The 18,777-nt window shown below is 59.3% G+C and carries 14 protein-coding genes, 3 tRNA genes and 1 pseudogene; 14 read left to right on the forward strand and 4 right to left on the reverse strand.

Going from position 1 to position 18,777, the window contains the following annotated elements; all coding sequences use genetic code 11:
- Positions 1–75: 75 nt before the first annotated feature.
- Positions 76–2,961 carry an Rne/Rng family ribonuclease gene (locus ACK83U_RS05340; protein ID WP_112607084.1) on the reverse strand — a complete coding sequence of 962 codons (2,886 nt, stop codon included), beginning with the start codon at positions 2,959–2,961 and terminating at the stop codon, positions 76–78.
- A gap of 642 nt (positions 2,962–3,603) precedes the next feature.
- Here ACK83U_RS05340 and ACK83U_RS05345 point away from each other — a divergent pair.
- The 3 genes from ACK83U_RS05345 (at position 3,604) to prfB (ending at position 8,832) form a co-directional block, all read left to right on the forward strand.
- Positions 3,604–4,854 (forward strand): N-acetylmuramoyl-L-alanine amidase, encoded by a 1,251-nt coding sequence (locus tag ACK83U_RS05345; protein WP_412474835.1) that lies wholly within the window; start codon positions 3,604–3,606, stop codon positions 4,852–4,854.
- 258 nt (positions 4,855–5,112) lie between these two features.
- A complete protein-coding gene (locus ACK83U_RS05350) occupies positions 5,113–7,575 on the forward strand; it encodes a penicillin-binding protein 1A (RefSeq protein WP_112607080.1) in 2,463 nt (820 codons plus the stop codon).
- A 125-nt stretch (positions 7,576–7,700) separates the two neighbouring features.
- Positions 7,701–8,832 (forward strand): peptide chain release factor 2 gene (gene prfB, locus ACK83U_RS05355; protein ID WP_112607078.1). Its coding sequence is split into 2 segments (ribosomal slippage): positions 7,701–7,769 and positions 7,771–8,832, totalling 1,131 coding nucleotides; the frame shifts between segments, so codons are not numbered across the junction.
- A 105-nt stretch (positions 8,833–8,937) separates the two neighbouring features.
- Here prfB and ACK83U_RS05360 read toward each other — a convergent pair.
- Positions 8,938–9,711, reverse strand: coding sequence for an NAD kinase (locus tag ACK83U_RS05360; RefSeq protein ID WP_112410567.1), 774 nt, complete (start codon positions 9,709–9,711; stop codon positions 8,938–8,940).
- A gap of 158 nt (positions 9,712–9,869) precedes the next feature.
- Between ACK83U_RS05360 and ACK83U_RS05365 the strand changes: the two genes are divergently transcribed.
- From ACK83U_RS05365 to ACK83U_RS05375, 3 genes are all read left to right on the forward strand, one after another.
- Positions 9,870–9,945: transfer RNA gene (locus tag ACK83U_RS05365), tRNA-Thr, on the forward strand.
- 133 nt (positions 9,946–10,078) lie between these two features.
- Positions 10,079–10,348, forward strand: coding sequence for a hypothetical protein (locus ACK83U_RS05370; RefSeq protein WP_069614918.1), 270 nt, complete (start codon positions 10,079–10,081; stop codon positions 10,346–10,348).
- Between the two features lie 145 nt (positions 10,349–10,493).
- Positions 10,494–10,787, forward strand: a complete 294-nt coding sequence (locus ACK83U_RS05375; protein WP_112607076.1) for a hypothetical protein — start codon at positions 10,494–10,496, stop codon at positions 10,785–10,787.
- Between the two features lie 58 nt (positions 10,788–10,845).
- On the opposite strand, the gene ACK83U_RS05380 is transcribed toward ACK83U_RS05375, so the two are convergent.
- Both ACK83U_RS05380 and rlmB read right to left on the reverse strand, forming a co-directional pair.
- A complete protein-coding gene (locus ACK83U_RS05380) occupies positions 10,846–11,535 on the reverse strand; it encodes a protease inhibitor Inh/omp19 family protein (protein WP_112607074.1) in 690 nt (229 codons plus the stop codon).
- Between the two features lie 40 nt (positions 11,536–11,575).
- A pseudogene (gene rlmB, locus ACK83U_RS05385) lies at positions 11,576–12,483 on the reverse strand (23S rRNA (guanosine(2251)-2'-O)-methyltransferase RlmB).
- A 198-nt stretch (positions 12,484–12,681) separates the two neighbouring features.
- On the opposite strand from rlmB, the gene ACK83U_RS05390 reads away from it, so the two are divergent.
- The 8 genes from ACK83U_RS05390 (at position 12,682) to ACK83U_RS05425 (ending at position 18,607) form a co-directional block, all read left to right on the forward strand.
- Positions 12,682–12,766, forward strand: a tRNA-Tyr gene (locus ACK83U_RS05390).
- 25 nt (positions 12,767–12,791) lie between these two features.
- Positions 12,792–12,865, forward strand: a tRNA-Gly gene (locus ACK83U_RS05395).
- Between the two features lie 196 nt (positions 12,866–13,061).
- Positions 13,062–13,490 carry a DUF3597 domain-containing protein gene (locus tag ACK83U_RS05400; protein ID WP_112607070.1) on the forward strand — a complete coding sequence of 143 codons (429 nt, stop codon included), beginning with the start codon at positions 13,062–13,064 and terminating at the stop codon, positions 13,488–13,490.
- Between the two features lie 402 nt (positions 13,491–13,892).
- The gene (gene tuf / locus ACK83U_RS05405) at positions 13,893–15,068 is read left to right on the forward strand and encodes an elongation factor Tu (protein ID WP_015339584.1); all 1,176 of its coding nucleotides are present in this window, start codon (positions 13,893–13,895) and stop codon (positions 15,066–15,068) included.
- A gap of 70 nt (positions 15,069–15,138) precedes the next feature.
- The gene (locus tag ACK83U_RS05410; protein ID WP_112610992.1) at positions 15,139–15,636 is read left to right on the forward strand and encodes an AAA family ATPase; all 498 of its coding nucleotides are present in this window, start codon (positions 15,139–15,141) and stop codon (positions 15,634–15,636) included.
- A gap of 187 nt (positions 15,637–15,823) precedes the next feature.
- Positions 15,824–16,717: an NAD-dependent epimerase/dehydratase family protein gene (locus ACK83U_RS05415; protein ID WP_112610990.1), complete on the forward strand. Its 894-nt coding sequence runs from the start codon at positions 15,824–15,826 to the stop codon at positions 16,715–16,717.
- A 322-nt stretch (positions 16,718–17,039) separates the two neighbouring features.
- Complete coding sequence (locus ACK83U_RS05420; protein WP_112337473.1) at positions 17,040–17,726, forward strand: glycosyltransferase; 687 nt, start codon at positions 17,040–17,042, stop codon at positions 17,724–17,726.
- A 35-nt stretch (positions 17,727–17,761) separates the two neighbouring features.
- On the forward strand, positions 17,762–18,607 hold the full coding sequence (locus ACK83U_RS05425) for a 3-deoxy-manno-octulosonate cytidylyltransferase (RefSeq protein WP_412474802.1): 846 nt from the start codon (positions 17,762–17,764) through the stop codon (positions 18,605–18,607).
- Positions 18,608–18,777: the final 170 nt, after the last annotated feature.

Here is an 18,777-nt window from a genome sequence, read left to right on the forward strand (position 1 = left end):
TCGTGCAACGGAAACGAAAAATCCGGCCGCGTCGCCACGGCCGGATTTTTGTCAAATTATTCTCAGTCGGTTTTCTTAAAAGAAGCCGCGGCGCTGCCACCAGCCGGCCTTCTTCGGCTTCGCCGACTCTCCGTCGCTCTCGCCACCTTCATTGGTGCGAGTGGATTTTACCACTGGAGCAGAGGAGGAAACGTTCGATTCGCGATTGGCTCGGGCCGGCTTGACTGCATCCTCAGTCGCTTCGGGCGTTGCCGCTTCCGCCGAATTGTCCAAAGCTTCGGTGGTCTCGGCGACCGCTTCGATTTCGACATCCGCTGCCGGCGCTTCGTCAACCGCGGGCGTCTCGACGGGCGATGCCTCGATGGCCTTTGCCTTGCGACGACCGCGGCCCTTGGCGGGCTTGATGTCTTCGGTGACGGCTGCTGCGGTTTCGACCGCTGCCATGGCGGGCTGCGCCTCGACGGCAGCTTCGCCTTCGGCGACCGCGATCTCGGCCACCGTTACGGTTGCTTCGTCGCCGTCTTCGGCATCATTCTCATCAGCTTCGTCGGAACCGGTTTCCTCGCCTGCAGCGGCCTGTTCGTTGCCTTCGTTTTCACGATTACGCCGGCCACCACGCTTGCCGCGGCGACGGCGCTTGCGCTTCTGCTGCGCGTCATCGTCGCCGCCAGCGGATGCAGCGTTATCTGCGCCGGCATCATCCTCGTCATCGTCGCCTTCGTCTCCATCATCGGCGATATCGGCCGTGGAGCCGTCTTCGGAAGCAGGAGCGGCTTGGTTATCATTGCCGCGGCCACGACGCCGACGACGGCGCTTGCGCTTGCGGTTGCCATCATTGCTTTCAGAGCGAGCGGCAGGCTGCTGCTCGGCGCTTGCAGCCTTTTCTTCCAACTCTTCGTCTTCATCCTCATCGGCTTCGATGACGATATCGTCGTCATCATCGTCCGGAATGGCTGCGAAGTTGAACAGGCTTTCGATCTTCACCGGATTGGCGACCGGCTCGCCACGGTCGATCGCGAAGTGCTGCGTGCCAACGGCATTGTCGGCATCGATGAGGATCGCGACGCCGAAGCGGCTTTCGTAATCGATGATCGTCTGGCGCTTGTGGTTGAGCAGATAGAGCGCAATGTCCGGCGTCGTGCGCACGGTGATGTCGTGCGTCGTGTTCTTGAGCAGATATTCCTCGATGCCGCGCAGGACATGCAGGGCAACGGAAGACTGCGAGCGAACGTGACCCGTGCCGCCGCAATGCGAGCAGATTTGCGTCGTGCTTTCGAGAACCGAAGCGCGGATGCGCTGGCGCGACATTTCCAGAAGGCCGAAATGCGAGATGCGGCCGACCTGGATGCGGGCGCGGTCATTCTTCAGGCATTCCTTCAGCTTCTTCTCGACGGCGCGATTGTTGCGCTTTTCTTCCATGTCGATGAAGTCGATGACGATCAGGCCGGCAAGGTCGCGCAGGCGAAGCTGGCGAGCCACTTCGTCGGCTGCTTCGAGATTCGTCTGGAGCGCGGTGTCCTCGATCGAATGTTCGCGGGTCGAGCGGCCGGAGTTGACGTCGATCGAAACCAGCGCTTCCGTCTGGTTCATGATCAGGTAGCCGCCGGACTTCAGCGTGACCTGCGGCTGCAGCATGCGGTCGAGCTGCGCTTCGATGCCGGAACGCGAGAAGATCGGATGGATGTCGCGGTACGGCTGAACCACCTTGGCGTGGCTCGGCATCAGCATCTTCATGAAGTCTTTCGCTTCACGATAGCCTTCCTCGCCAGAGACGATGATCTCGCTGATATCCTTGTTGTAGAGGTCGCGGATCGAGCGCTTGATCAGGCTGCCTTCTTCGTAGACGAGGCAAGGAGCCGTCGATGCCAGCGTCAGCGTGCGGACGTTTTCCCACAGGCGCATCAGATATTCGAAATCGCGCTTGACCTCGACCTTGGTGCGGTTGGCACCGGCAGTACGCAGGATGACGCCCATGCCCTGCGGCACTTCGAGCATCTTGGCGATTTCCTTCAGGCGCTTGCGGTCCTGCGGATTGGTGATCTTGCGGGAGATGCCGCCGCCGCGCGCCGTGTTCGGCATGAGAACCGAATAGCGGCCTGCGAGCGAAAGATAGGTGGTGAGTGCCGCACCCTTGTTGCCGCGTTCTTCCTTCGCCACCTGAACCAGTAGAATCTGGCGGCGCTTGATGACTTCCTGGATACGGTATTGCTTGCGCGGCTTGCGCTGGGCGCGATCGGGAACTTCTTCCATCGCGTCTTCGGCGCCGACGGATTCGATCACTTCCTCTTCATGGTCATCATCATCGTCGTCGTCATCGCGGCGACGCTTGGAGGTCGCGACGTCTTCCGAGATCGAATCGGTTTCAACCATCGCCGCCATTTCGCCCGACGGTCCTTCTTCGTCCTCGCTCGGCGCATCGACTGCGTCCGTCGCTTCAGGGGCGGGGGCTTCTTCAACTGCGGCCTTCTTGCGGCTGCGGCGCGGCTTTGCCTTCTTGGCAGGCGCTGCCTTTTCGGTGGCTTCGACAGCCTCCGAAGCAGGAGTCTGTTCCGCGATTGCGGCCGGCACTGCGGCTTCTTCGGCCTGCGCCGGGACAATGCCGATATCGGGTTGTTCCTGCTGTGAAAGATCGAGCGCCGTTTCGACATGCTCGACGTCGTCGTCGCGGCGATGCTCTTCGGCCTCAGCCTTCAAAAGCGCCTGCCGGTCGGCCAGCGGGATCTGATAGTAATCGGGATGGATTTCCGCAAAGGCCAGGAAGCCGTGCCGGTTGCCGCCGTAGTCAACGAAAGCGGCTTGAAGCGAGGGCTCGACCCTCGTTACCTTTGCAAGATAGATGTTGCCGCGGATCTGCTTCTTGTGCTGGGACTCGAAGTCAAATTCTTCTATGCGGTTCCCGCGAACGACAACGACGCGCGTCTCTTCCTCGTGAGACGCATCGATAAGCATTTTGTCTGCCATGAAAGCTGTGCTCCTCGGCGCAGACAATCGGATGGGGGCCTTCCTGTCACTGGGACAGGCCGGATGTGATCCGCAATTGTTGCGCCGGATAATGAAAGTCGCGATTGGTTCGGCGATGACAGCATCCAGACGGCAGCCGGGGCATCATATCCCTGGGGTCTGTTGACTTTCTGAAAAAGCTGCTGCGGTAACATCCGTAACCAAGCGAGATCGACTATGCCTTAGACCCACAAATGGGTCCGATGAAGGTGCTCTCTAAAGAGCGTTTGGTGGCTTTCCACCGATGAATTTCCCGTTTGAAGCCGGAAATTCAGATATCCACTGTTTCGAGCAGAAGTACTGCAGACGGCGGATGAATGCCGCTTATTGGCGCCTGGTACTCGAGGCGGCTGCCTTTGCGACGACTCTATCCCGTCAACACTTCTACCCTAATATGCGTTGTATGTTTTATCTGTCACAATAGCAAGGGAAAAGCCAAGTATGCCATAATATTGATGGATTCGTCGGATGATGAGGACGCGGGAGGATGTCTTGTCGATTCGTCTCCCGGCGCATCACCGATGCAGCCATCAGGTCAAACCTGGTTCCCGTTATTGGCACTTCAAAAACAACGCCGAAACCAATATGGGGCGCGTTGGGCACTTGGTAAAGGGATTGCGGCATGTGGCGGAGAGTGGCGTGAGGGCTTTGCGATTTGCGGCAGCGGCCTTTGCTCTGGTGATTCTCGTTTCGGTTTCTGCATTTGCGCCCGCAGCGGCGGCGGATGCTTCTGTGCTTGCCTATGGCGCCCGCATCGCCGGCGACGATGCCCGCACGCGTATCGTCATCGACATGGACCGGGCTCCCACCTTCACGGTTCACTACCTTGACAATCCCGTCCGTGTCGTCGTCGATCTCCCATCAACTGCATTCGGCTTCCCCGCCGGCAGTCTGAAGCCGACCGGCCTCTTCAAGGATATTCGCTACGGCACGATGGATGCGGACAGCGCCCGTATCGTGCTGACGGCAAAGAAACCGGTTAAGCTGGTCACGGCCAAGGTTCAGGCCGATGAGAGCGGCAAGGGGCAGCGCCTCGTGCTGGATGCCGAGATGCTGCCTGCCGAACAATTTGCCGAGCTTGTAAATAAGCAGAGCTGGACGAGCGACGATACCGCCAAGGACGTCGGTCCGGTCGAGCCGGCGCAGAAAGCCGATCCGAATGTCTTCCTCGTTGCGGTCGATGCCGGTCACGGCGGTATCGATGCCGGCGCGACCGGCACGGACGGCGTCACGCAGGAAAAGGACATTACGCTCGCATTTGCGAAGATGTTTGCCGACAAGCTGAATGCGCAGCCCGGCATCAAGGCCTTCCTGACACGCGATAAGGATCAATATCTCTCGCTGTCCGAACGCGTGACCATCGCCCGGCAGAATCGCGCTTCGCTCTTCATCTCGCTGCATGCCGATACGCTGAAGCAGAAGGATATCCGCGGCGCGACCGTATATACCATCTCGGACAAGGCATCGGACCGTCTTGCCGGCGAGGTGGCCGATCGTGAAAACAATTCCGATCAGATCGCCGGCGCCGAGGCTCAGACGCAGCCGGCCGCCGTCAATGATATTCTCATGGATCTGACACGCCGCGAGACTCAAGCCTTCTCCATTTCGCTGGCGCAGGATGTATTGTCCTCGTTCAACGGCCAGATCGCCATGATCAACAATCCGCATCGCCATGCGGGTTTCCAGGTGCTGACTGCGCCCGACGTGCCCTCGATCCTGCTCGAGCTCGGTTTTCTCTCCAACAAGGAGGATGAAAAGCTGCTGCTCGATGCCAATTGGCGGGAGAAGGTCGCCGATCGTTTGACGGAGGCGGTGAAGCAATATCGCGTGGCCATCATCGCCAATGGCGGCTGATGGCTTCGGATTGGACGATCCGTCGTGGCTTCCATGTAACAGCGATGTACTTTAGGACTGGATGAAATTGGAATGCTGGCGTCGGGCCCTATTTTGCTCACATTCCCGCCGTTACAGCGAAGTATCATTTGCTCGCGTATGAAGCACGGCTTTGTCCCATTGCCGTCTTGCATTCACGCCGCGAGCGTGCAAAACGCCCGTGATTATGCGATGATCTCGCGCACGTGCCGCATGAAGAACAAGCACCGGTAGTATCAGATGATCAGACTGATTGGATATTTCTTTGGCCTGGGCTGCCTCCTGTTTCTGGGTGTGGCGGCTGCGGCTGCCATCTATCTGAGCGTGGTCTCGAAGGAACTGCCCGATTACGAGGTGCTTGCCAAATACGCGCCGCCGGTCACGACGCGCATCCACGCCGGCAACGGCGCGCTGATGAAGGAATATTCGCGCGAGAACCGGCTTTTCGTGCCGATCCAGGCCATTCCCGATCGCGTCAAGGCGGCTTTCCTTTCGGCGGAAGACAAGAATTTCTACAACCATCCCGGCGTTGATGTCGGCGGTCTTATCCGCGCCGTGGCCGTGAATCTGCAGAATATCGGTTCCGGCCGCCGCTTCGTCGGCGCGTCCACCATCACGCAGCAGGTCGCCAAGAACTTCCTGCTGTCCGCCGACCAGACTTTCGACCGCAAGATCAAAGAAGCGATTCTCTCCTTCCGCATCGAGCAGGCCTACAGCAAGGACAAGATCCTCGAGCTTTACCTGAACGAAATCTATTTCGGCCTGAATTCCTACGGCATCGCCGGCGCTGCGCTCACCTATTTCGACAAGTCGGTCAACGAACTGACCATCGCCGAATCGGCCTATCTGGCATCGCTCCCCAAGGGGCCGTCGAACTATAATCCCTTCCGCCGCGCCGAAGCAGCGCTCACCCGCCGCAACTGGGTGATCGATCGCATGGTCGAGAATGGCTATGTCAGCCAGAGCGACGGTGAAGAGGCGAAGAAGCAGCCGCTCGGCGTCGTGCCGCCGAAGAGCGGCCCGTCGCTCTTCGCGTCCGACTATTTTGCCGAGGAAGTTCGCCGCCAGTTGATCGACCAATATGGCGAGAAGACCCTCTACGAAGGTGGCCTTTCCGTTCGTACGTCGCTCGATCCGCAGATGCAGCTCGAAGCTCGCAAGGCCCTTCAGGATGGTCTGATCGATTATGACGAGCGCCGCGGCTATCGCGGCCCGCTCAAGCAGATTGCCACCTCACAGGATTGGGGCGTCGAGCTCGCGAAGGTTCCAAGCCTGAGCGACGTGCCGGAATGGCGGGTCGCCGTCGTCCTTTCCGTATCGGATCAAGGCGTTGATATCGGCCTGCAGCCGCGCGTCGATGCCGCCGGCAAGGTATCGACGGAGCGGACACGCGGCACGATCTCCCCCGCCGACATGCGCTGGGCCTATCGCTCGGCCGGCGGCAAGTCGGCCAAATCGCCGAGCGGCGTATTGAGCCCCGGTGATGTGATTTACGTGCAAAAGACCGGTAATGCCGATTCGAGCAGCTACCGTCTGCGCCAGCCGCCGAAGGTGCAGGGCGGTCTCGTTGCCATGGACCCGCATACCGGCCGCGTACTCGCCATGGTCGGCGGCTTCTCCTACGCGCAGTCCGAATTCAACCGTGCAACGCAGGCCAAGCGGCAGCCCGGTTCGTCGTTCAAGCCTTTCGTCTACGCGGCCGCCATGGATAATGGCTATACACCGGCCTCCGTCATTCTGGACGACCCGCTGCAGATCACGCTGAGCAATGGCGATGTCTGGAAGCCGACGAACTACGAAGGCGAGGGTGGTGGCGTTCATACGCTTCGTTTCGCCATCGAACACTCGCGCAACCTCATGACGGTGCGTCTCGCTTCCGATATGGGCATGCCGTTGGTTGCCGAATATGCCGAGCGCTTCGGTATCTACGACCATATGAACCCCGTGCTTGCCATGTCGCTCGGCGCCGGCGAAACGACGGTGCTGCGCATGGTTTCGGCCTATTCGGTCATGGCCAATGGTGGCAAACAGATCAAGCCGACGCTCATCGACCGCATCCAGGACCGTTACGGCAAGACCATCTTCAAGCATGAGGAACGCGTCTGCGACAGTTGCAACGTTAGCGCCTGGCAGAATCAGGACGAGCCTGTCATCGCCGACAATCGCGAGCAGGTGCTCGATCCTATGACGGCCTATCAGGTCACGTCGATGATGCAGGGCGTCATCATCCGCGGCACGGCCGCCGGCAAGATCAAGCTCAATACCGATGTCGCCGGCAAGACCGGCACCACCAATGATGAGAAGGATGCCTGGTTCGTCGGCTACACGCCGAGCCTCGTCGCCGGCCTTTACATCGGCTACGATACGCCGACCCCGCTCGGCCGCGGCGGCACCGGCGGCGCCCTTGCCGCGCCGATCTTCAACGAGTTCATGCAGGCCGCCACCAAGGATGAGGCGCCTGAGAAGTTCCAGGTTCCGGCCGGCATGACGATGGTTGCGGTCAACCGCGCGACCGGCATGGCCGCACAGCCCGGCGAGCCGAATGCCATTATGGAAGCCTTCAAGCCCGGCTCCGGCCCGGCTACCAGCCTGCAGGTCATCGGCGGCGGCGATGCCGCGGCGCAGGTGGCGCCTGAGGAAATCCTCAGGACTTCGCCGCAGGCGAACCAGGCGGTCACCTCCGGATCCGGCGGTCTCTTCTGATCTGACCCTATTTGTCTGATCGACATGCCGCGGGGCTTTACACCAGCGGCATGTATATCTATGTCACCAGCACTCTTTGAATTGGATGACCGCTGTCTTGAGCGGTGAACTGAAGAAGTGGGATTATGCGAGCCGAAATCGAGAAAGTAGTCGATGAAACCAAGCAGGCTATCACCCTGCTGAGGAGGCATCTTTGACTGGGACCAGGCGGTAAGACGACTGGACTGGTTGAATAACAAGTCAGAGGATCCGACCCTCTGGAACGACGCTTCTGAGGCGCAGAAGCTGATGCGCGAGCGCCAGCAGCTTGACGACGGCATCAGTGGCGTGCGCGCGCTGGAGCAGCAGCTTGCCGACAATGTCGAGCTGATCGAGCTTGGCGAAGAAGAGGGCGACGCCGATGTCGTCCGCGAGGCTGAAGAAGCGCTCAAGGGCTTGAAGGCGGAAGCCGCCCGCCGGCAGGTGGAAGCCATGCTGTCGGGCGAGGCTGACTCGAACGATACCTACCTCGAAGTCCATTCCGGCGCCGGCGGCACCGAGAGCCAGGACTGGGCGAACATGCTCCTGCGCATGTATACCCGCTGGGCCGAACGCCAGCGCTTCAAGGTGGAGCTGCTGGAAGTCCATGACGGCGAAGAAGCCGGCATCAAGTCTGCAACGCTGCTCGTCAAAGGCCACAATGCCTATGGCTGGCTGAAGACCGAATCGGGCGTGCATCGCCTCGTGCGCATTTCGCCATATGACAGCAACGCGCGCCGTCACACGTCATTCTCATCGATCTGGGTCTACCCGGTCGTCGACGACTCGATCCAGATCGAGATCAACGAAAGCGATTGCCGCATCGATACCTACCGCTCGTCGGGCGCCGGCGGTCAGCACGTCAACACAACCGATTCGGCCGTGCGTATCACGCACATCCCGACCGGGATTGTCGTGCAATGCCAGCAGGAACGCTCGCAGCACAAGAACCGCGCCAAGGCGTGGGACATGCTGCGTGCCCGCATGTACGAGGCCGAATTGATGAAGCGGGAAGAGGCCGCCAATGCCGAAGCCGCCTCCAAGACGGATATCGGCTGGGGTCATCAGATCCGCTCCTACGTCCTGCAGCCTTACCAGCTGGTCAAGGATCTGCGCACCGGCGTTTCCAGCACGGCGCCGAGCGACGTCCTGGACGGGGATCTCAATGAGTTCATGGAAGCAGCCCTAGCGCATCGCATCAGCGGTGCTGCCGATGCCGTCGTCGACGACGTCGAATAAGGTCGCATCCTTTCATGCATAGAAAAGCCCCGGAGACGGGGCTTTTTTCATGGTGCATTCTGGCCGGCTGCTTCCGGTCTCTTGGGCCTGATGCAGATAGCTCGGTCAATCCGAAAACTGTTCTGCCAGGATCCTGTCCGACCATGACCTGTCCGGATCGGAGAGAATGCGGGCCGTCGTATCCTCGCTCTGGCGAATCTGAATGCCGAGAACCGATTTGACTTCGGTATTGTCTGCGGCGGCATTGACGGGGCGCTTCTCTGCCTCAAGCACGGTGATGTCGACCGTCACTCTGTTGGGAAGGAGCGCGCCGCGCCAGCGGCGGGGGCGGAAGGCGCTGACGGGCGTCATGGCAAGCAGCGGCGCTTCCAGCGGCAGGATCGGGCCATGGGCGGAAAGATTGTAAGCGGTGGAGCCCGCCGGCGTCGTTACCATCAGCCCGTCGCAGATCAGTTCCGGCAGGCGGACCCGCCCGTCGATCTCCACCTTAAGCTTTGCCGTCTGATAGGATTGACGAAACAGCGACACTTCATTGATGGCGAGCGCGACGCAGGAGCTGCCGTCGGCATTGCGTGTGGTCATCTGCAGGGGGTGAAACGCGTTTTCGACGGCTGCTTCGATGCGCTCAGCCAAACCGTCCGTGCGGTAGTCGTTCATCAGGAAGCCGATGGAGCCGCGATTCATCCCATAGACGCGTTTGCCGGTATTCATCGTCTTGTGCAGCGTCTGCAGCATGAAACCATCGCCGCCGAGAGCCACGACAATATCCGCATCTTCCTGCGATGTCTGGCCGTAGAGGCCAATAAGCTCTTCCTGCGCCGCTTGAGCCTCTGGCGCGGTGGAGGCGAGAAAACAAACGGATTGAAGATTGCGCGACATGCAATGTCCCCTGAATAGCGATTCTTCGTAATGTTATTCCCTTGTCGCGACAAGACGTTTCGCGCGAACTGGTGAATCGGTCGATCCCCAGCTTTAACGTGGATCGACCGATTTTCCCTTTACAGGATTTCAAAGTCTGTTATTTGGCATGCCTATACGCCCTTGTAGCTCAGTTGGTAGAGCACCTGATTTGTAATCAGGGGGTCGCGGGTTCGAACCCTGCCGGGGGCACCATTTTTTCTTGAATATCGTCGATCGTTTCATCTCCGGTATGGAAAACCGGCGACAACGACATAATATCTCGTTGCTAACGGGCTCCGAACGCTCGTAACAGTCATCAATCCTATATTCGTGTGCCTGGAACCCTATGCCGAGCAAGCCCAAGAAGCCTAAACTCGAACACTCCGAGCTTTCGGGTGAATTCACCGACGATGGCGTGACCGTCCTGGTCGATATCTTTCGCCCGGCCGGCACCAATGCCGACTGGCGGATGGAGGTAATCACGCCGGAAGAGGATCTGATCGAATGGGAAGAGCCCTTCGCGACCGATCGCGAGGCATTCGACGAGTTCCTGGCGACGATCGCCCGCGATGGCATCAGGTCGTTCTTCGATGAAGCGGACCCTATGGTTCACTGAGCCTGCCGATAGGTCTTGGTGAGCGCATCAAATCGCCCCCGGTTCTTCATGCATCCATTCGCCTGCCTGCTCGGGATTGCAGATGCATTTACAACGCCAGAAATCGGCATACACTTCATCCGTCAATGGTGGAGAGGATACGTCCATGCGCGGGATATCGCGGCATGCCGCCTTGGGATTGCCGGTTGTCGTGATCACGGCGTTTACAGGCGCATCAGTGTTAGCTGGTGGAAACTGCTACTGTAAAAATGCGGATGGAAAGCAGCATGCGGTCGGCGAGGTCGCCTGTATGACCGTCGGGGGGCGGAGCTACCTCGCGCAATGCGAGATGAACCTCAATGTCACCTCCTGGGCGAAGCTGCAGGACGGCTGCCCGGTTACCGAGAGGGTGCTTTGGCGCCAATCGGCCTGGCATCGGGCGCCGATGATCGTGCGATGAGCATTACGCGCTTGATTTAGCGCTCGCGGTGAGCGTGCTTCGATATGCTTCAACCAACCTATTTGCGGACCAGCAGCAACGGCTCGCCTTCCTCTTCCTCGGACTTCTGGAAACTGCCGTCGGGCTTCATATCAAAAGAGAGCGAGGAGCCATCGCTGCCCAGCATGACAAGTCCGAACCCTTCTGTCGCCCACAGGGAAAGCTTGAGGTCGCCGACTTCGCCGGCGCAGTTGCCGCTGGATGACATCTTGGCGGTGCCGTCCTGATCCTTGTCGGTTGTGAGCGTGATATCGCAGATGGGCTTGCCGTCCGGCGTCTGGATGCGCCACGTGCCTGCAAGGCTTTCGGTAGTCGGCACGTGATCGACAACGCCGAGCGCCGGCAGCAGCCAGGTCCGATCGCCGCCTTCGCTTTCCCACGGCGAGCCTTCCTCCTGCTGGAAGCGCATGAGCGGCTTGCCCCCACCGTCCGTGATCGCCAGCGCGCCATCATCGGTGAAATTCCAGATCTTGGCGGCGGTAAGGGCGGGGAGCGGCGTCGCACATGCATCCGCCCCTGTAATCTCGTAGCCGCCGGAGACCGTATTCGTCCCGAAGGTGAGGCGGCAGCCCTTGGCGCCGCTTTCAGGCGCAACCAGCCAGACGCCTGCTTGCGCCTGGATCATTTCGTCATCGGCGGCGCGCGCCGGCTGGACTATGGCCAAAGCAAGGGCGGCGGCAACCGCCGCAGGACCAAGAAGACGGATCAAAGCAAATTCTCCCAACGTGCTGCGGCCGCCAAGGGCGCCACTATGATTTGAGATAGGACCGCGTCGCATATAGCGCGATCGCGGCAGCATTCGAGACATTGAGCGACTTGATGGCGCCCGGCATATCGAGCCGAGCGAGCGCATTCACCGTCTCCCGTGTCTTCTGGCGCAGGCCCTTGCCCTCGGAGCCGAGCACGAGGGCGATCTTGTCGCCGCTGAAGGTGCCTTCCAGCGGTGCCGGACCTTCCGAATCAAGCCCGATGGTCGTGAAGCCGAGCCGGTGCAGCTCGCCGAGTGCGTCGGCGAGATTGGTGATCTGTATATAAGGTATGAGTTCCAGCGCGCCCGAGGCCGATTTTGCCATCACGCCTGATTCGGTCGGGCTGTGGCGTTGTGTCGTGATGACGGCGCCCGCATCGAAAGCGACGGCCGAGCGCATGATGGCGCCGACATTGTGCGGGTCCGTCACCTGATCGAGGACCAGTAGCAACGGGCTGTCCTTCAATGCCTCGAGACGGCGCACGGGCAGGGGGCGCGTTTCCAGCATGACGCCTTGGTGAATCGCTTCCGGGCCGAGCACCTTATCGATATCCTGCGGCGAGACGATCTCGACGGGAATGCCGAGTTGGTCGGCCGGGCCGACCTCAAGCCGCACCAGCGCATTCTGCGTCGTCGACAGCTTGATGTTCTTGCGCTCGGGATTGGCAAGCGCCGCGCGGACCGTATGGAGGCCATAGAGAAAGACCTGGTCGGGTGCGAGCGCCGGCGGCTTCCAATCGTCCGCACCAGTCTTCTTGCGCTTCTGCGGCGTCGGCGTCGGGATTTCGCCGCGCTCGCGCTTGGCATCGCGATGCGCGCGACGCAGGGTGGCGTAAGCGTGTCCTTGGCCGACTTGTCGTCGGAGGTGCTGTCTGGGCCGGCGCGGCCGGAAATTTTATCTTTGCTCATGCGGCTTTATAACCAGCGCGTCCGCAAGCGCCTAGCCTCTTTCAGTGCCGGGCTTTTCCCACAGGCTGAAATTTTTTTGTCATTTTTGGCAATTCCTTGTGTTGACAGACGGAAGTGGTCCGGCCATATACGCGGCGCAGATCACGGCGGCGACGCCACGGTCTGACAAGCTTGGTCGCAAGATCCAGTCGGAATACTGGAGGGATGCCCGAGTGGTTAAAGGGGACGGACTGTAAATCCGTTGGCTCAGCCTACGTTGGTTCAAATCCAACTCCCTCCACCATTCCGTGCCGGATCTTGACCATCCCGCGGGTATAGCTCAATGGTAGAGCAGCAGCCTTCCAAGCTGAATACGCGGGTTCGATTCCCGCTACCCGCTCCAAGAATTTCAGTTTGTTAGCATCTTCATCGTTCTTCGTTAAAGCGAAGAGGATATTGTGCCTTGCATGCTTGTCGGTCCTGATGGCGGCTTCGGTCTCGGCGTGTTGGCTTCTGCCTTTGCATATTTGACATGAAGGGTTGCTTATATTTGCGCGAGCGATACATATTGCTCAGGCAACCGAAACGGGAGAGCGCAAATGGGTATCTTCGACAAGATCAAGGGTGCAATCTGGGGACAGGCAAAGGCTGCCGAGGCTGCTCCGGCACCGACGACGACAGCCGCAACTGCCAATCCGGCGCCTGCGCCGACGCCAGCTCCTTCAGCGACGACGGCAGCAACCTCGCCTGCTACCAGCGCACCGTCCGCGCCGGTGGATATCGCCTCCATCCTCGATGCTGCTGTCAAGAAAAGCGGCCAGAAGCTCGACTGGAAACATTCGATCGTCGACCTGATGAAGGCGCTTGGCATGGATGCGAGCCTTTCCGAGCGCAAGGAACTGGCGCAGGAGCTTGGCTATACCGGTGATGCTGGCGATTCCGCCAAGATGAACATGTTCCTCCACAAGGCTCTTCTGAAGAAGCTTGCGGACAATGGCGGCAAGGTGCCGGCTGATCTTCTCGACTGATCGCTGCAAAGCTTCGGCGTCTCCGATCGGCTGCGTCGAATGATGCATCGTGACAAGCGACGATTGATTGTGGTTTGATAATTCTGCGCCCTTTCCTGCCGGGAGAGGGCGCTTTGCGTTCGAGATCGTACGAATGCCTACCCCTCTAGCGGCACTGGATTTCTTCGCCGTGTCTCCCTATGTAAGCGCCTGAACCGGCAAATGCTTTTTTGTCTTTCCGGATCGGCCGGCGAACCTTACGCGGCGAAGGAATGTTGATGGCTTGAGATCATCCGCCATCGGCCAGGCTTCGCCCGGAATAGGGCCTGCAATTAAGTCTTGCGCAAATGCGATGAAAGCCTTAAACGGCGGCACTAAACCGGTTCGCCGGGGTCACTCATTACGTTCACAGGAAGCATTCAAATGGCAAAGAGTAAGTTTGAGCGCAATAAGCCGCACGTTAACATCGGTACGATCGGTCACGTTGACCACGGCAAGACGTCCTTGACGGCAGCGATCACGAAGTACTTCGGCGAGTTCAAGGCGTACGACCAGATCGACGCGGCTCCGGAAGAGAAGGCTCGTGGTATCACGATCTCGACGGCCCACGTTGAATACGAGACGCCGAACCGTCACTATGCGCACGTTGACTGCCCCGGCCACGCCGACTACGTCAAGAACATGATCACGGGTGCCGCTCAGATGGACGGCGCGATCCTGGTTTGCTCTGCCGCCGACGGCCCGATGCCGCAGACGCGCGAGCACATCCTGCTCGCTCGCCAGGTTGGCGTTCCGGCGATCGTCGTGTTCCTGAACAAGGTCGACCAGGTTGACGACGCCGAGCTTCTCGAGCTCGTCGAGCTTGAAGTTCGCGAACTTCTGTCGTCCTACGACTTCCCGGGCGACGATATCCCGGTCGTCAAGGGTTCGGCGCTTGCAGCCCTTGAAGATTCGGACAAGAAGATCGGCGAAGATGCGATCCGCGAGCTGATGGCTCAGGTTGACGCCTACATCCCGACGCCTGAGCGTCCGATCGACCAGCCGTTCCTGATGCCGATCGAAGACGTGTTCTCGATCTCCGGCCGTGGTACGGTTGTGACGGGCCGCGTCGAGCGCGGTATCGTCAAGGTTGGTGAAGAAGTCGAGATCGTCGGCATCCGTCCGACGTCGAAGACGACGGTGACCGGCGTTGAAATGTTCCGCAAGCTGCTCGACCAGGGCCAGGCCGGCGACAACATCGGCGCGCTGGTTCGCGGTGTTAACCGTGACGGCGTCGAGCGTGGTCAGATCCTGTGCAAGCCGGGTTCGGTGAAGCCGCACAAGAAGTTCATGGCTGAAGCCTACATCCTGACGAAGGAAGAAGGCGGCCGTCATACGCCGTTCTTCACGAACTACCGTCCGCAGTTCTACTTCCGTACGACTGACGTGACGGGCATCGTGACGCTTCCGGAAGGCACGGAAATGGTTATGCCTGGCGACAACGTCACGGTTGCCGTTGAGCTGATCGTTCCGATCGCGATGGAAGAAAAGCTTCGCTTCGCAATCCGCGAAGGCGGCCGTACCGTCGGCGCTGGCATCGTTGCATCCATCGTCGAGTAATCTTCGGATTATTCCTTTATAAGAGGCCCCGCTGGAAACAGCGGGGCCTTTTCGCATTCGGAGGTATTGCATGAGCCTGATCATTCTGACCGGGGCTTCGGGCTCGGGAAAGACCGCGATCGCGCAGGCGATCGCCAAGGACCATGCCTATACATCAGCCGTCCATCATTTCGACAGTATCGGCGTGCCGTCGCTTGACGCCATGATCCGCGATCACGGTTCGCCCGAGGGCTGGCAGCGGGATAAGACCCTGGAATGGCTGGCGCGGCTTGCGCCACAGGTGCGGAAAGGTAGGGCCACTCTTCTCGAGGGGCAGATGCGGCCATCCTTCATCAAGGAGGCAGCGGCCGCCGCCGATATCGATGACTATCGCCTCATATTGGTCGATTGCGATGATGCAACGAGGACACATCGTTTGTCCGTCGAGCGAGGCCAGCCGGAACTTGCCGATGCGAATATGATGAACTGGGCAGCCTACCTGCGCCGCGAAGCTCAGACAAATGGCTGCGAGATCCTGGACACGAGCAATCTTTCGATCGGGCAAAGCGCGGATGTCGTGCTGAAATAGCTGTTCCGGTAGCCCCAAACCCTTCATCACCGAGTGGTGACGTGATCCCAGTTGCCATTGGCCTCTTGGGCAAGTCGGCCGTCTCGATTCCCTTATTTTGCCGAGAAAGCGTCAGCTCACCAAGCCGTGTCTTGCGAAATGGAAGCAAGGGCCTATGTATCGCTCGATTTTATCTGGAGGAGATTTCATGAAGAAACGTATTTTGTTCACGGGCGGCAGCGGCAAGGCTGGACGTCACACGGTTCCTTGGCTGGTCAATGCCGGCTATGAGGTCCACAATGTCGATCTCGTGCCACTGAACAGCCCTGGCGTCACCAACCTGCAGGCCGATGTCACCGATGCGGGACAGGTCTATAATGTCCTTAGCATGCACCGCGATTTTCCGGATCTCGATCAAGGCAAGGGTGTGCAGCCTTTCGACGCTGTGGTGCATTTCGCCGCTATTCCCCGAATGCTGATCAAGCCCGACAACGAGACATTCCGCGTCAACACGATGAGCACCTACAATGTCATCGAGGCGGCCGCGAAGCTTGGCGTCAAGAAGATCATTGTCGCCTCCAGCGAGACGACCTATGGCGTCTGCTTTGCCGAAGGCCATCGCGACTTCCATCAGTTCCCGCTGGAAGAAGACTATGATGTCAACCCGATGGATTCCTACGGTCTGTCCAAGGTCGTGAATGAGAAGACCGCTCGGGCTTTCGCCGAGCGTTTCGGTATCGACATCTATGCGCTGCGCATCGGCAATGTCATCGAGCCGCATGAATATGAGCGGTTCCCCGAGTTTTTCGCCAACAGCGAAATCCGCAAGCGCATCGCCTGGAGCTATATCGACGCCCGCGACCTCGGCCAGATCGTCCATCTCTGCATCGAGAAGAGCGGCCTCGGCTTCCAGGTGTTCAATGCCGCCAACGACACGGTATCGGCCAATACGCCATCGCGAGAGCTGGCCGCCAAGCACTTTCCGAACGTCCCGTTCACGCGCGAGATCGGCGAATATGAGGGCTTGCTGTCCAATCGCAAGATCCGCGAGGTCCTGGGCTTCAAGGAAGAGCACGACTGGCGGAAATATGTGAAGGTCTGAGGCGTAAAGCCTAAGAAATACCCCGGGCGCCGCTCTCTGGCGCGCCCGGGAGAGGGACAAGCGGAAATCTCTCCATTTGTTACGCAGCATAACCAAAAATGCTTCCGCAAACACTCGACAAATATCCTTGTTTCTTTAAGTAGGATCAGGTTCGCGGCATCTCCCGTAGATTGCAGCGCGTCGTGCGGCGTATTCGGGCACATGTGTTGAACCCTCATCCCGCAGCCGATAGGCTTCATGCGATGAATTGAGCCTTGCTTGCGTCACGGCGAAAGATAATTTGCCGGCTGATTCAAAACAAACCAGCCGTTTCGGAGGTATCATGAAGGATAATGTTGCACGTATTTTCGTCGGGTTCGATTCCAAGGAGGTCGTGGCCTACCACGTCCTGACCCAGAGCATCATCGAACGCTCGTCTATTCCGGTGGTGTTCTCGCCGATCGTGCTCAATAATCTCGAGGGCATCTTCACGCGCGAGCGCAACCCGCTGCAATCGACCGAGTTTTCCTTCTCGCGCTTCCTCGTGCCTTACCTCAGCGATTACCAGGGCTGGAGCATCTTCATGGATTGCGACATGCTCGCGCGCGCCGATATTGCCGAGCTTTGGGCCTTGCGTGACGATCGCTATGCCGCCATGTGCGTCAAGCACGACTACCAGCCGAAGATCGAGACCAAATTCCTCGGGCAGACGCAGACGAAGTATGAAAAGAAGAACTGGTCGAGCATGATCCTGTTCAACAATGCCAAGTGCACGGCTTTGTCGAAGGATTTCGTCAATACGGCAACGGGCCTTCAGCTTCATCAGTTCAAGTGGCTGGAGAACGACGATCAGATCGGCGAGGTGCCGGTTGTCTGGAACTATCTCGTCAACGAATATGATTACCGCGACGATGCCAAGCTGGTGCATTTCACCGATGGCGGCCCCTATTTCGATGAATATCGCAACGACGATTACGCTGAAGAATGGTTCGCCATGCGCGACCGGATGCTGCACGTCCAACAGAAATGAAGGAATTAGACCAAAGAGCGTCAGGTGCCGTTGATGTGGGCCTTCCGGCTGCGGGTTCCGCAGCCGGCCTGAATGGCACCGACGAATGGCACAAGGTGCTGGCGGGTTTCTCACATATCGTGTTGGTCGCTAACAGCGACGCGGTCGATATCGCAAGCCTGCAGACGCAGTTTCCTGAGACGGCGCTCTTCGTCTTCTTCAACAAGGTCTACAAGGTTCTGGATCGCCCGTTCCACGGGCACTCGCTGCTAGTCTCGCGCGGCCAGCCGCGCGGCGCCAACATCGTCTATCGCGGCGAGGTGGGCGAAGTGGTCAAATTCTTTCCGAAGGAATATTTCCTCGGCATCATGAACATACGCCTTGGACTGGAAGAGAAGCTCAATCCGGCCGCCGACTTCCAAGGCGCGCCGACCGGCCACCTCGACCTCGTGGGCTTCTGCTCGGATTTCTATACGGAAGGCAAGACGCCGACGAGCGGCTTTGCCATGGCGCTTTGGCTCAGCGATCTGAAATTGCCCGGCGCGATCGTGCTTGCCGGCTTCTCGGCCAGGCGCAGTCAGAAGTGGAGGGTGGTTTCCGCCCATGACTGGAGCTTCGAGCAGACCTTTCTTCGTCTCTTTGCCCGCCTTGGAAAGATCACCATCCATGGCGGGGTCGCGCTGAACCCCTATATCAGCCTTGCCCAGCGCTTCACGGAGGTGCCTCCGGCCGAAATTGCTTTGGCCGCAGCCGAAGTTTTGTCGGAACGGCTCGGCAATACCGATGCCGAAATAGACAAGCTGATCTCCCTGACCAATGTGATTCGCTCTGCGGATAACTTCATGCGCCGTCTCCGGCCGAAATTTCTCAAGCGCAAGCCGAAAGGTTCTCCCGGAGAGTAACGAGGGTGAGGGGCATCCTTTCCATAGCGTTCGCGGCGGCTTTGCCTGTCCGGCAGGTCTGTCCGCACGGGCATGTCCCATGTGAAGTTGCAGGTCCGATTGGGAAAAAGCAAAAAACGCTCTTGCCAATCGTTTCGTCCCGCCTTAAAGGGAGCGCCAAGTCTTCGAAC

Origin of the sequence: Rhizobium sp. WW22, assembly GCF_047041135.1 — a bacterium.
GTDB lineage: Bacteria > Pseudomonadota > Alphaproteobacteria > Rhizobiales > Rhizobiaceae > Rhizobium.